Source organism: Vibrio sp. R10-SG3-ISO10, assembly GCF_059834185.1.
This window is the reverse complement of record NZ_JCBDHG010000023.1, coordinates 170,064-183,382: the sequence shown is the minus strand read 5'-3', so window position 1 is coordinate 183,382 and position 13,319 is coordinate 170,064. Positions and strand designations below refer to the sequence as shown.

Genomic DNA, 13,319 nt, shown 5'->3' with positions numbered 1-13,319 from the left:
TCTCGCTTCTCGCTAAGCCCCAGGCGGAATCGCCAAGCTATCTGCGATAAGTTGAATCAACTGATCTTCCACTTCAAAGCGTACTTCGAGCAGTTCGCCCACTTTTGACATATCTGCTTCAAAGCTGGGTAGCTCATCATCAGCACTGACGCTGACATACTTATCGTTGAACTCAAGCAAAGGTTCTGTAGTTAAAACGATCTTGGCATAGGTCGCGTCGATTTCGTTGTTAGTCTTAAAGCCCGTTGCTTGCCATTTCTTCATCACCATATCGTAGATCTTGAAGTGGCCTTCAGAAATGTAATCAACCACATGATCGCAGAATGAGCTGATCTGTTTTGGGGAAGGAAGTTCGACGACGTTAGAGTGGCCGTTTGCAGGTTGAAGGGAGCCCAGCTGACAATATTCGACAATTAGTGATTGTCTTGTTTCGAGCCAGTGGTCGATGACTTCGCTTGAGCCACCCCATTGTTCTTGTGTTTGTTTGAATTTATTCAGCATGACCATATCCTCATGATCGGATCACTTCTCCGGTGATCATTACGCTTTGACTCCCAAAGCACGTACAGAGTACAACCTCTTGTCCTTACTAGAATTTATAGTCTCAAAATTGACTGACTACAAACTCTGGTATGAATTTAGATTGCCAGTAAAATAGACGAACTGCAAGCGAAGAGGTGAGTCAATGTTGAATAAAAGTGACACAAACCGTACGAAGAATGCTTATTGGTGTGTTGTATCAGGAAGCGATGTTTGGCTGCAAAACGGCCAGTTGCCTAAGGGAAGTGCTGAGAGTTTAAACTTACCCTATGAGCAGGCAATTGAAGTCGGGCAGTGGGAGAGTTGCCCGCTGATGTGGCTTAATGAAGCGGATGTGTCTGAGGAGCTTGAGCTGACCTCTTTGCGTGATTGTTTGCATTTTCCAGAGCCGCTCTTTCTGCTGATGAGTAAGGCAATTCAGTACGGACATATGAGCCAAAGTCTACGCTTTTGCCCTCAGTGTGGTGGTCGAAACCACCTTAATCACAATCAATTAGCCATGCAGTGTGGTGATTGCCGAACCTTACATTATCCGCGTATCTTCCCTTGTATCATTGTTGCTGTGCGTAACAAGCAGCAAATTTTACTTGCGCAACACCCGAGACATCGTAATGGTATGTATACCGTCATCGCGGGTTTTCTCGAAGTCGGTGAGACTTTAGAGCAGTGCGTTGCGCGAGAGGTCAAGGAAGAAACTGGAATAGAGGTGACTAACATTCGTTACTTTGGCAGTCAGCCTTGGGCATTTCCGTCGAGCATGATGATGGGCTTTGTCGCCGACTATCAATCGGGGGAGTTGAAGCCCGACTACAGTGAGCTTAGTGATGCGCGCTGGTTTGGGATCGAAGAGTTACCGCCCGTTGCCCCAGTCGGAACGATTGCTCGACAATTGATTGAATATACGCTGGATGAGATTAAGCTATCTAGCTGAAATATAGATAAAAAAAACCCTCCAGAAGGAGGGGGTAAGTAAGATGTCGTTATGAGATGCCAAGCACTGTGTGCTCGGTTTATAATTGTAGTTTTCGCTAGCAAACAAATTTTTAACACTGATACTTAGTGGGTGCAAATTAAGCACTGATTTAAAAGTTAATAACTTGATCTAGGTTGCAAAGCACACAGCTTTTGCGAGTCAAACAGTGTTAGAATAGCCGCAACAAAAATGAGCCTAAAAATTGGAAAAACGGAATGACTGAATTAAAGAATGACCGCTATCTTCGTGCGCTACTAAAAGAGCCAGTAGATTACACTCCAGTATGGATGATGCGTCAGGCAGGTCGATACCTTCCAGAGTACAAAGCAACTCGCGCAGAAGCGGGTGACTTCATGTCTTTGTGCAAGAATGCAGAGCTAGCATCAGAAGTAACGCTTCAACCTTTGCGCCGTTTTCCTCTTGATGCCGCGATTCTGTTCTCTGATATCCTAACTATTCCTGATGCAATGGGCCTTGAGCTACGTTTCGCGGCAGGTGAAGGTCCTGTATTTGACAAGCCAATTACTTGTAAAGCGGACGTCGAAAAGATCGGTATTCCAGATCCAGAGGGTGAGCTTAAATACGTAATGAACGCAGTGCGTCAGATCCGTAAAGATCTTAATGGCGATGTACCGCTAATCGGTTTCTCTGGCAGCCCATGGACGCTGGCTACTTACATGGTTGAAGGTGGTAGCTCTAAAGCTTTCACTAAGATCAAGAAGATGATGTACGCAGAACCACAAACGCTACACCTGCTATTAGATAAGCTAGCAGACAGTGTTATTGATTATCTAAACGCTCAGATCAAAGCGGGTGCGCAATCTGTGATGGTATTCGATACTTGGGGTGGTGTGCTTACTCCGCGTGACTACAACCTATTCTCACTGCAATACATGCATAAAATCGTAGACGGCCTAATCCGTGAAAACGATGGCCGTCGTGTTCCAGTTACGCTGTTTACTAAGAACGGTGGTATGTGGCTAGAGCAAATCGCAGCAACGGGTTGTGATGCAGTCGGTCTAGACTGGACAATCAACATCCAAGACGCGGTTAAACGTGTGGGCGATAAAGTGGCACTACAAGGTAACATGGATCCATCTATGCTTTACGCTTCTCCAGAGCGTATCCGTGAAGAGGTCGCAACCATCCTTGAAGGTTTCGGCGACGCAGGCACAGGTCACGTGTTTAACCTGGGTCACGGCATTCACTTAGATGTGCCGCCAGAAAATGCGGGCGTATTTGTTGAAGCGGTACATGAGTTATCCAAGCCGTACCACAAATAATTGAGTAATTTATGAAAAGCGCCTGATACGACCAGGCGCTTTTTTGTTATAGGTTACACTAGCCGCTATACTGCCGTTAGACATATAGAAAGGAATGCGGATAATTCATGAAAACTCGTGACAAGATAGTGCTAGCTGCACTGGAACAATTTAACCAGCATGGTGAGCGTAATATCACAACCAATCATATTGCCGCACATATCGATATTAGTCCGGGTAACCTGTATTACCACTTCCGTAACAAGCAAGAAATCGTGCGCGAGATCTTCGCTTTATACTCTAATGAACTTCTTGAGCGCTTCACGCCTATTCAAGGTCAGCAAGAGAGCTTAGTTCTTCTCAAGCACTATCTGGATTCGATCTTTACTTTGATGTGGAAGTATCGCTTCTTCTACGCTAATTTGCCGGAGATCCTTCAGCGCGACGAACAGCTACATGAAGAATACATCCAGGTTCAAGAAAAGCTACAAACCAATCTCATCAATATCATGCAAGCGTTTGTCGACCTTGAGCTTGTGTCTGTGGAAGATAGTGAGATGAAGTCACTGGTGACCACACTGCATATGATTGCTTCAAGTTGGCTAGGCTACCAAGCTGCTATGTCACCTAAAACAAAGATCACCGAGCAGGTTATCCATCAGGGCATGCTGCAAATGATTTCTGTAGTAAAACCGAAAGCCACGACGCAAGGCTTGGAGCAGCTTCAATTATTGGAAGATGGCGTTAAAGCAATTCATGCTTAGTCATAACTAATTGAAATTGTTCAATCAGTGAGAACCCATTAGAGTATCGAGAGATATTTTAATGGGTTTTGTTTTATGCACTTCGATGTATTCAATGGTGATGCCGACGGGATCATCGCTCTGCTTCAACTCCGTTTAGCTGAACCAAAGGTCGCTGCTTTAGTGACAGGTGTTAAGCGCGATATTCAATTGCTAGAAAAGCTAGAGACGAGCAGTGGTGATTCAGTCACGGTTTTGGATATCTCGATGGAAAAGAACAAGTCCGGTCTAGAGAGGCTGTTAGCTATGGGTCTAGACGTGTTCTACGCCGATCACCATAAGTCTGGAGATATCCCGAATCAGCCCAATTTAGAAGCGCACATTGATCTAGATGCAAACACTTGTACTGCGTTGATCATCGATAAACTACTTAACGGACGTTTCCACTCATGGGCTATTACCGCAGCCTACGGTGACAATCTGATTGCTAAAGCGGATAAGCTAGCTGATAAGGCAGGTTTGAGTGATGAGCAAAAACAACAACTCAAAGAGCTAGGGACACTCATCAACTACAATGGTTACGGTGCAGAGTTAGAAGACCTGCATTTCCATCCTGCAGCACTGTTCCAAGAGCTTTTGGCCTACGATGATCCTTTTGCTGTTATTGCTGATCAAAACTCCCCATTTGTATTTTTGCGTACGGCTTATCAGGCAGATATGGATGGTGCATTGGCGATAAAAGCTAAATATCGCAGCGCTAAGTTATCTGTCTTTGAATTACCCAATCAGGCGTCATCTCGCAGGATCAGTGGTGTTTATGGTAATCACTTGGCAAATCAAACGCCAAACTCTGCGCATGCGGTATTAACGGAAAACAGTGATGGAACATATACCATTTCACTACGCGCGCCGCTGAACAATAAACAAGGGGCAGGGGATATTTGTACACAGTTTCCAAGTGGCGGTGGACGAGCAGCCGCTGCGGGGATTAATGCATTACCTAAAGAGCAGTTAAATGCATTTATCGAGGTAGTTGAGCAATACTATCGCGGGTAAAGTCGCTTGGATTGGGCGTTCAACGCTAATTGAACGCCACATTGGTTGCTATTAACGGGTTAGCCAGCTCTTAGGGTTTTGAGTTTTACTGTTACGGCGAATCTCAAAATAGAGTGATGGGCGTGGTTGGCCTCCGGTATCGCCAGCTAAAGCAATACTTTCACCTGCAATGACTTTATCACCTTCCTTCTTAAGTAGGCTCTGGTTAAAGCCATACAAAGTCATGTCACCCTTACCGTGGTCGAGTAAAACCACTAAGCCGTAGCCGCGTAAGTAGTCAGCAAAGACGACAGTTCCTGAATAAACCGCTTTCACTGATTGACCGTAGTTGGCATTAATTACCATACCTTTCCAATTGATCTGCCCGGTTTGGCGAGAGCCATAGTTGTGCAGAATCTTACCTTTGACCGGCCATGGCAGTTTGCCCTTTTGACGAGCTAGACCATCCATAGGGACGGCGTTGCGCTTAGCGGCTTTAGCTATTTCTGCTTTCAGTCGAGTTTCATTGCGTTGCAGCTCAGAGAGGTAAACCTTGTCATTGGAAATGCTCTTACGTATCTGTGAGACAGTCCCTTTACGTTTAGACTGAGTACTTGCCAGTTGATCGCGTTTGTTGGTCTGCTGTTTAAGCAGGTTGGTGATTTGCTGTTTCTCAAGCTTGAGCTGTTCGCGGCTATCATCTAGCTCACCAACCGTTTTCTCTAGCTCAGCAATCGTAGTTGCTCGTTCTTTAGCAAGGTGTTGGAAATACTGGCTAATTCTATCTTCTTCGACACCTTGATTAAGAATATTCGAGGAGGTTTTAGCACGTTGAGTGACGTAGTAAGTTTGAATAAGCTCAGCCAGCTTATCGCTTTGAGCTTTCTTTTGTTGTTCGAGCAGATCGACTTTAGACTCAAGATTACGGATATTTTTATTCGTATTGGCTAAAGAGGCCTTGGATTCTTTGATCTCTTTTTCTAAACGAGTGATCGTGATTTCTTGGGATTTGAGCGATTTTTGCAGTGAGTCGAGTTTCTTTTGTTGGGAAGACAGTGACTGCTTTTGGCGAGAGATCTCACCGCTGACACCTTTTAGCTCGGAGTTGTTTGCTGCATAGCTAGGAGTGATTGAGTAAGAACAAAGCATCAACCCGAGCGTAAGCCAAACCTTGTTGGTAAACAGAGTCTTTAGTGGGGTGCTAGCCATGTTACAAATTTGCCCTAACTATTTGAGAAGCATCCAGTATACCCAAACCTTTTGATCAGAAGAAAGCGCAATGTCAAAACTTGTTACTGAGCCTCTGAAAACAAAAAGCCCGAGCAATGGCTCGGGCTTTGAAATGCGGGAGTAAAAGTTAATTACTTAACTAGAACTTCACCTGTCATCTCTGCTGGAATTTCCAGACCGACTAGAGAAAGCATAGTTGGAGCTAGGTCAGACAGTTTCCCGCCTTCTTTGAACTCAACCTCTTTCTCACCAACGTAGATTAGAGGAACTGGTAGGTTAGTGTGAGCAGTGTGCGTGCCACCTGTCTCTGGGTCTACCATCATTTCCGCGTTACCGTGGTCAGCAGTGATCAGCATTTGGCCGCCAACTTCTTCGATAGCAGCCGTTACTTTAGCAACACATGCATCAATTGCTTCGATCGCTTGCTCTGCTGCTTCGTAAACGCCAGTGTGACCAACCATATCTGGGTTAGGGTAGTTACAGATGATAGTGTCGTACTTACCAGATTTGATCGCCGCAACCATCTTCTCTGTGAGTTCTTCTGAGCTCATTTCTGGTTGTAGGTCGTAAGTTGCTACTTTTGGAGAAGCAACAAGTTGACGCTCTTCGCCGTCGAATTCGCTCTCAACACCACCGTTGAAGAAGAACGTTACGTGTGCGTATTTCTCTGTTTCAGAGATACGTAGCTGAGTTTGACCTTGCTTAGATAGCCACTCACCGTAAGTGTTCTCTAGAGACGCTGGTGGGAATGCGATTGCTAGTGGGATGTCAGCAGCGTACTGCGTTAGCATTACGAAGTTGATTGCAGGGAATACAGCGCGCTCGAAGCCGTCGAATGCAGGTACGAAAGTACGTGTGATTTGACGTGCACGGTCGGCACGGTAGTTCATGAAGATTACTGCATCGCCATCAGCGATAACTGCGTCTTCTTGACCTTCAGCTTTGATCGCTGTCGCTTTAACGAACTCATCGTTCTCTTCGCGAGCGTAAGCAGCTTCAAGACCAGCCACTGCTGAGTCAAAAGTAAATTCCGCTTTCGCTTGAGTAAGTAGATCGTAAGCAACTTGTACGCGATCCCAGTTGTTATCACGGTCCATTGCGTAGTAGCGACCAACTAGCGATGCCACGCGGCCTTTACCTAGTTTAGCGAATAGCTCGTCAAAACGTTTTAGTGAGTTTTCTGCGCTGCGCGGTGGCGTGTCACGACCGTCTAGGAAGCAGTGTAGGTAAATCTTCTCTGCGCCACGTGCTGCTGCCATTTCAACGGCTGCGTAGATGTGATCTTCGTGAGAGTGTACGCCACCTGGAGACATTAGGCCCATGATGTGTACTGCTTTTTCAGCTTTAACAGCAGAGTCGATTGCTTCAACTAGAGCAGGAGTCTGTGCAAATTCACCGTCAGCGATAGATTTAGTGATGCGAGTTAGGTCTTGGTATACAACGCGGCCTGCACCGATGTTGGTGTGACCTACTTCAGAGTTACCCATTTGACCGTCAGGTAGGCCAACATCCATGCCAGAAGCAGAGATTAGAGTGTTTGGTTTGTTAGCAAACAGGCTATCAAGGAATGGAGTTTTTGCGTTCGCGATCGCGTTGCTTGCTGTATCTTCACGGTGTCCGTAACCGTCAAGAATAACTAGAGCCATAGGCTTCTTAGCTGTCATAGTGATGACCTCGTCAAATTTCAAAGTAACTTTGGAAACTAAATTAGCGTAATTTTACTACACTTTTTAACCAAAACTGTAGGTTAAGATCAAATATTGTTTGTGAAATATTGTTGTTATCTTTCACCTTACTTCCAGTAGGTATTTTTCCCAACCACTTATAATAATCATTTTGTTGTCGTTATTTTCTCGCGTAAGGCGGAAATTGACAGTGGGAAATACCTATTACTCTAATAGCCTATGCGACCAAAATTCCTGTCCCTACAACGGCAACGATGGCCCCTATCCATGCAAAGCGGTTAGGGCGCTTACCTGAGTAAATCCAAAGTATAGGCAACAACATAATTGGTGTTGTGGAAGACAAGAGTGCCACCATACCAACATTTCCTTCCTGAAGGGCGTATAGGATCAACGTCATTCCGACCGCCATAGCGAGGAAACCATTGACTGCGGTAATGGAGAAAATTCGCAGGTTCATGGGATGTGTGGCTCGCGCAAGTTTGGCGCCAGTGAGGAAAAACAGACAGTGAGCAGCAAACGCTGTCATCATACGCATGGCCGATGCCGCAACAGGATCGATTGCTGTTTGCATAACAGGTTTAGCAATAATGCCACCGAGTGCTTGGCAAAGTGCTGCTAGTAAACCTAAACCGACCCCGACCCAAATACTGCCTTTGATTGACTCAAGTTGATTATTGGCTTGCCCTTTACGACCAAAAAATATCGCGGTTAACACGCCAGAAAAAACCAAAGCTGATCCCAACAATTCGAGAGATGTCATGGTTTCGCTAAATAGGAAGTAACCTAGTACAGCGGAGAAGACGGCGTGGCAAGAAAAGAGTAGACCAGCTTGTCTTGGTCCCATGCGATTGAGGCAGGCGAATAGGGCAGTATCTCCGATGAAGATACCGATCACGCCAGATAGCATCATGGCAGAAATGGCGCTGGTTTCTACGCTGGCCCAACCGCCAGTAATCAGTGCCATACCCCCTAAAATCACAGAGGTGCAGCCCATACGCCAACGACTATAGGCAAAGGTTCCTAGATGTTGTGCGGGAACAACAGAAAGTAGACTGGCTACCGCCCAAAGAAATGCCGCTGCCAATGCCAGCCATTCATATCCCATTGACACGAAATCCTTGTGAATTTGGAAGAGTAATGGCTGACAATATGCATTAAAAAAAGTTTAAATCATAGGTTAAACCTTAAAGCGTCCTACCTCGCGGCGCATGGTTTCTGCAGAGTCACGCATGTTATCGGCACTTTCGCTGCTTTGAAGCGCTTGTGAAGCAAGGACATCAGAAGCATCTTTAATCCCTTGCGTATTGCGACTGATATCTTCACTCACAGCTCGTTGCTCTTCGGCTGCACTCGCAATCTGTAGTGCCATATCATTGATTTCAGTAATCGCGTCAGTGATATGACCCAAGCTATCGGCCGCTTGCTGAGCATAGTCGACACTTGTATCGGCAAGCGACGTGCTGCTCTGCATGCTGTTAACCGCTAACTGAGTATTGTTTTGCAGCGTCTCGATCATATTGCGGATCTCTTCGGTTGAGCCATGAGTACGCTGGCTCAGCACGCGAACCTCATCCGCAACGACCGCAAAACCGCGCCCTTGCTCACCAGCGCGTGCCGCTTCAATCGCTGCGTTAAGCGCCAACAGGTTGGTCTGTTCGGCAATCTCTTGAATGGTAGAAAGGATTTGATTAATGCTTTGAGTGTTACTTTCTAACTCAGAGATTACGCCTGCGGCAGCCATGACCTGATCTGCGAGGTCAACGATCGCTTGGCGGTTTTTCTGAATCACTTGTTGGCCATCCTGACAAGCGGTGGATGAAGTTTGAGAAGCGGCAGCTGTGAGCTCTGCATGGCTTGCGACTTCTGCCGCGGTAGCCGACATCTCATGGATGGCTGTCGCTATCTGGTTAACATCATTTTGTTGCGCCTCAACTTGATGAGAAGCCTGTTGTGATAGTTCATTTGCCTGAACAGCTTGGTTGGCGAGCTTTTCACTGTGGTTGATGATGCCGCTGATCATTGCCTGCATTTGACTCAAGAACTGATTCACATGCTCCGCGACTTCACCGATTTCGTCTCGGCGCTTAATCTCGACGCGCTGGGTCAAATCACCTTCACCTTTAGACAGTTGTGAAAGGGATGCTGACAAGTCTTGTAGCGGTTTAAGCAGTTTAGTAATCGTGTAGGTACTGAATGTGGCAATCACTAAATACAGGATGATAGAAGCGAGTGCCGTAAACTGGATTTGTTCGGTAACGGAAGCGAAGGCGAGATCCTTATCGACCACTATACCTAAAGACCAGTCTGTTGTCGGGACATTGGTAACATAGATAAGCTTGTCACCTTGATCCGGCCAACTAATGGTTGATAGGGCTGATTTGCTGACAAGTTCATTGACCATGTTATGGCTTAGAACAGGGTTTAGAACGGTTAAAGGCTGTTGGCTTAGCTTTTCATCCTGATAGGCAACGATGTTGTTGTTACCATCCACCAAGAAGGTAAAGCCATCGTTATCTAACGTGACATTGAGTACTTCACTGATGATGTTAGTGACGGTTAAATCGGCGGCAAGCACCCCTTTTCTTTCACCGGAAAAGGCTTTGGCAAAACTGACAACAATGCTGCCATCAAAATCCTGATAAGGTTCGGTCAGGATTAGCCCAGAGGCTTTCATGGCATCTTGATACCAAGGTCGAGTTCTTGGATCGTAATCGGCAGGCCAGTCTTCAGTTTTATCACCGTAGGCAATGGAGCCGTCATCGAAGCCAGCATAAACGGAAAGAAAATCCCCCGCTCGCTTGGTAACTAGCATTTCACGGTCAGAGTTATCTGACTGGACGATGGTTTTCTCGTTAGCAAGCATCATATCGCTGCGTATGGCTAACCAATCACTAATGTAGCGAGTAGTGGCGTGGCTGACATTGGCCATTTCACTGTTTAGGGCTGAGGTGGTTTCTTGTTTTAATTGGCTTACCGAGATCCAAGCTTGAACCCCGCTGACCACTGCGATAACGATTGCAATCGCAATCTGCATTTTTAGTTTTATTGTATTTCTCATTGCCTTTCCTTCATTTACGAGACAATAGATTGAGAAAAGCGGAGTGGAGAGACACTGGGAGAAGGTGTTTGCCATGTGGAGAGCATCAACCGAACCTCGTGGGCACTACCGCCGGATAGAAATCTCACATTGAAAGTGAAATGGATGTTCTTGTTATTATTGAACTGATTTTATAATCCCAAGCGACTAATTTGCTTGATCTATGTACAGGAACACCGACTAACTTACCTATTTAGGGCGAATATTGATTGAACTGTGACCTTCAGTCAATAAATATTAAATGCCATACGGTAATTAAGTGAGTAGCAGTGCTCCGGCATAAACAATTGCTAAGCCAATCACACCGATAATTAGCCCGGTTTTGGCCATATCTTTGCTCTCGATGAGACCAGTAGAGTAAGCAAGAGAGTTTGGCGGTGTTGATACTGGTAAAATCATGCCAAGCGATGCGGAGAAGGCGACAACGACCAATAATCCTTGCAGTCCACCGACGCTAGCTAAACTCTCCATGGAAGCCCCAATTGCAGCCGCAATTGGCATTAGCAGGTTAGCAGTCGCGGTGTTGGACATGAAGTTTGCCATTAGCCAGCAGACGATCGACAGAGTAAGAACCACGGCAATTGGTGATAGCGATTCGTAATCAATTGCATGCGCTAGGGCGGCGGCTAATCCGGTTTTATCCAAACCAATACCAATCGCAATACCACCGGCGACTAGCCACAGTACATCCCAGTTAATCAGCTTGAGCTCAGCTTTGCCCATAATGCCAGTGAGTGTGAAAACAGCCAGTGGAATAATGGAAACAACATAGGTGTTCATGCCATGCAGTTTGGTCGTCATCCACAGTAGGATGGTTGAAGCAAACGTGGCGTAAACCACCATCGCGCGCCAGTTCTTTTGGAACTGCCCATCTAACTTAAGCTTCATGGTTTGTTGGGAAGATGGGAACAGCTTTTGCAGCAGGAACCAAGCGATAGTCAGTTGCACAGTCACAAAAGGTAATCCCATCATCATCCAACTTAAGAAATCGATACTGTTCTCGCCAGTGAGGTACTGAAGTGCAATGGCGTTCGGTGGCGTACCGATTGGAGTCGCAATACCGCCTGTGTTGGCGGCGATCGGGATACACAGTACTAAGGCTTTAATGCCAATATCGCCTTTAGGTGCCGAAGCGACAATTGGGCCAAGTAATGCAAGCATCATTACCGTTGTTGCGGTGTTGGACATAAACATTGAGAACACGGCAGTAATCAACATTAAGCCAAGCATGATGAACTTAGGCTGGTGGCCAAAAGGCTTGAGCAGTACGCGCGCTAAGTTGTTATCGAGCTCATACTTAGAGGCTGCGATCGCAAGGGCAAAACCACCCATAAACAGAATAATGATTGGCGAAGAGAAGGCGCTGAAGATGTCTGTGTAGTTCATCAACTCCCCCAAGTCATGTCCTGCAGGAGGGTTGCGGAATAAATGTAGCCCTTTGTCGGAAATCATTACCAGCTCTAAGGCGATGATCAAAATCGAAGTCGCAAACACTGGGACGGGCTCTAGTACCCAAAGTAGGGCTGCTAGAAGAAAGATGGCCAATAGTCGATGCTGAATCAGGGTCAGATCATCAATAGGGATCCAGTCAATAGGCATAAACAGTACACCGATTGGCAGACCAAAACTGATCAATAGTTTAATGATAATTCCCGACTCTACCTTTGGCATACAATCCTTTACCTCAAAAGTATTAGTGAAGCCACAGATTAGTTCACAATGAATTAAAGGTCTTAGACCAAGTCTAGAATTTTGATAAACAGTTGAAATTGTTGAGGGAGGTTTGCTTTGGGTCAAAAAAAGCCCCGCGATTGCGAGGCTTCAGAGTCGAACGTTGGTGATTATTCCGCTGCTTGTTCTGCTTGAGCAGTATGAGCGTAAGGTGTACCCATTACCGTAGGTTGACCATTTTGCATAGCGTCATCAAATTTCACCGCATCTTTGGCGAATAGGTTGATAACCGTTGAGCCTAGCTTAAAGCGCCCCATTTCTTCACCCTTCTTAAGGATTACTGCTTTGTCACCTTCAGCTGGGTAGTCCCATTTGTAAACGGTATTGCCGCGTGGTGGGGTTACTGTGCCAGCCCAAACTTGCTCGATACTGCCAACAATTGTCGCACCAACAAGTACCTGTGCCATTGGTCCAAACTCAGTATCAAAAATACATACTACACGTTCGTTACGTGCGAACAGGTTTGGTACGTTCTCAGCAGTCAGCGGGTTAACTGAGAATAGATCACCTGGTACATAAATCATCTGACGAAGTGTGCCGTCACATGGCATGTGTACTCGGTGGTAATCACGTGGTGAAAGGTACAGTGTCGCGAATTCACCGTCGGCAAACTCTTGAGCTAATTCTGCATCTCCGCCTAGCAGCTCTTGCGCCGTAAAGTCATAGCCTTTTGCCTGAATCAGTTTGCCATCAGTAATAGGACCAAACTGGCTAACACAAGCGTCTGCTGGGTGTGTGATAACAGAGGCTTCTTCGGTGATTGGGCGTGCGCCATCTTTTAGCTCACGAACAAAAAATTCGTTAAACGTCTTAAAGTGTTTAGGATCAGAATGAAGTGCTTCATCCATGTTGACGTTGTATTGCTTAATAAACCACTTGATGATTGCTGTTGTTAGACCGCCAGCTTTTGCTGAAGCTAGCTTACCCACTAAGCGCGTTAAACCGTGCTGAGGGATCCAATATTGCAGTCCAACTTTAATCTTATCCATTGTGTTCAATTCCAATGCTATTTTGATGATTGAC

The 13,319-nt window shown here is 46.0% G+C and carries 11 protein-coding genes; 4 read left to right on the top strand and 7 right to left on the bottom strand.

What is annotated here, in order from left to right; translation table 11 throughout:
- Positions 1 to 12 precede the first annotated feature (12 nt).
- Positions 13 to 507, bottom strand: coding sequence for an Rsd/AlgQ family anti-sigma factor (locus tag AC6R16_RS19180; RefSeq protein WP_004747616.1), 495 nt, complete (start codon positions 505 to 507; stop codon positions 13 to 15).
- A 178-nt stretch (positions 508 to 685) separates the two neighbouring features.
- Here AC6R16_RS19180 and nudC point away from each other — a divergent pair, with 178 nt between their 5' ends.
- The 4 genes from nudC (at position 686) to AC6R16_RS19160 (ending at position 4,574) form a co-directional block, all read left to right on the top strand.
- Positions 686 to 1,471, top strand: a complete 786-nt coding sequence (gene nudC / locus AC6R16_RS19175) for an NAD(+) diphosphatase (RefSeq protein WP_500675458.1) — start codon at positions 686 to 688, stop codon at positions 1,469 to 1,471.
- Positions 1,472 to 1,728: 257 nt separating this feature from the next.
- The gene (gene hemE / locus AC6R16_RS19170; RefSeq protein ID WP_500675457.1) at positions 1,729 to 2,796 is read left to right on the top strand and encodes a uroporphyrinogen decarboxylase; all 1,068 of its coding nucleotides are present in this window, start codon (positions 1,729 to 1,731) and stop codon (positions 2,794 to 2,796) included.
- 107 nt (positions 2,797 to 2,903) lie between these two features.
- The gene (locus tag AC6R16_RS19165) at positions 2,904 to 3,539 is read left to right on the top strand and encodes a TetR/AcrR family transcriptional regulator (RefSeq protein ID WP_500640189.1); all 636 of its coding nucleotides are present in this window, start codon (positions 2,904 to 2,906) and stop codon (positions 3,537 to 3,539) included.
- A 75-nt stretch (positions 3,540 to 3,614) separates the two neighbouring features.
- Positions 3,615 to 4,574 (top strand): DHHA1 domain-containing protein, encoded by a 960-nt coding sequence (locus AC6R16_RS19160; RefSeq protein WP_500675456.1) that lies wholly within the window; start codon positions 3,615 to 3,617, stop codon positions 4,572 to 4,574.
- Between the two features lie 51 nt (positions 4,575 to 4,625).
- Here the strand turns inward: AC6R16_RS19160 and AC6R16_RS19155 are convergent, their stop codons facing one another.
- The 6 genes from AC6R16_RS19155 to asd form a co-directional block, all read right to left on the bottom strand.
- Positions 4,626 to 5,762, bottom strand: coding sequence for a murein hydrolase activator EnvC family protein (locus AC6R16_RS19155; RefSeq protein WP_500675455.1), 1,137 nt, complete (start codon positions 5,760 to 5,762; stop codon positions 4,626 to 4,628).
- 152 nt (positions 5,763 to 5,914) lie between these two features.
- Positions 5,915 to 7,447: a 2,3-bisphosphoglycerate-independent phosphoglycerate mutase gene (gene gpmM / locus AC6R16_RS19150; RefSeq protein ID WP_367937124.1), complete on the bottom strand. Its 1,533-nt coding sequence runs from the start codon at positions 7,445 to 7,447 to the stop codon at positions 5,915 to 5,917.
- A 238-nt stretch (positions 7,448 to 7,685) separates the two neighbouring features.
- Positions 7,686 to 8,573 (bottom strand): DMT family transporter, encoded by an 888-nt coding sequence (locus AC6R16_RS19145; protein WP_500675454.1) that lies wholly within the window; start codon positions 8,571 to 8,573, stop codon positions 7,686 to 7,688.
- Positions 8,574 to 8,645: 72 nt separating this feature from the next.
- A complete protein-coding gene (locus tag AC6R16_RS19140) occupies positions 8,646 to 10,526 on the bottom strand; it encodes a methyl-accepting chemotaxis protein (protein WP_500675453.1) in 1,881 nt (626 codons plus the stop codon).
- Positions 10,527 to 10,820: 294 nt separating this feature from the next.
- Entirely contained in the window at positions 10,821 to 12,236 is a 1,416-nt protein-coding gene (locus AC6R16_RS19135) for an SLC13 family permease (RefSeq protein ID WP_425666135.1), read from the bottom strand.
- Positions 12,237 to 12,406: 170 nt separating this feature from the next.
- Positions 12,407 to 13,285, bottom strand: a complete 879-nt coding sequence (gene asd, locus AC6R16_RS19130) for an archaetidylserine decarboxylase (protein WP_500675452.1) — start codon at positions 13,283 to 13,285, stop codon at positions 12,407 to 12,409.
- Between the last annotated feature and the right edge of the window lie 34 nt (positions 13,286 to 13,319).

Excerpts from the sequence above, each read along its gene's own strand:
- AC6R16_RS19155 (WP_500675455.1), bottom strand. The coding sequence starts at position 5,762 with ATGGCTAGCACCCCACTAAAGACTCTGTTTACCAACAAGGTTTGGCTT.
- asd (WP_500675452.1), bottom strand. The coding sequence starts at position 13,285 with ATGGATAAGATTAAAGTTGGACTGCAATATTGGATCCCTCAGCACGGT.
- AC6R16_RS19140 (WP_500675453.1), bottom strand. The coding sequence starts at position 10,526 with ATGAGAAATACAATAAAACTAAAAATGCAGATTGCGATTGCAATCGTT.
- hemE (WP_500675457.1), top strand. The coding sequence starts at position 1,729 with ATGACTGAATTAAAGAATGACCGCTATCTTCGTGCGCTACTAAAAGAG.
- AC6R16_RS19160 (WP_500675456.1), top strand. The coding sequence starts at position 3,615 with ATGCACTTCGATGTATTCAATGGTGATGCCGACGGGATCATCGCTCTG.
- AC6R16_RS19180 (WP_004747616.1), bottom strand. The coding sequence starts at position 507 with ATGGTCATGCTGAATAAATTCAAACAAACACAAGAACAATGGGGTGGC.
- gpmM (WP_367937124.1), bottom strand. The coding sequence starts at position 7,447 with ATGACAGCTAAGAAGCCTATGGCTCTAGTTATTCTTGACGGTTACGGA.
- AC6R16_RS19135 (WP_425666135.1), bottom strand. The coding sequence starts at position 12,236 with ATGCCAAAGGTAGAGTCGGGAATTATCATTAAACTATTGATCAGTTTT.
- AC6R16_RS19165 (WP_500640189.1), top strand. The coding sequence starts at position 2,904 with ATGAAAACTCGTGACAAGATAGTGCTAGCTGCACTGGAACAATTTAAC.
- nudC (WP_500675458.1), top strand. The coding sequence starts at position 686 with ATGTTGAATAAAAGTGACACAAACCGTACGAAGAATGCTTATTGGTGT.
- AC6R16_RS19145 (WP_500675454.1), bottom strand. The coding sequence starts at position 8,573 with ATGGGATATGAATGGCTGGCATTGGCAGCGGCATTTCTTTGGGCGGTA.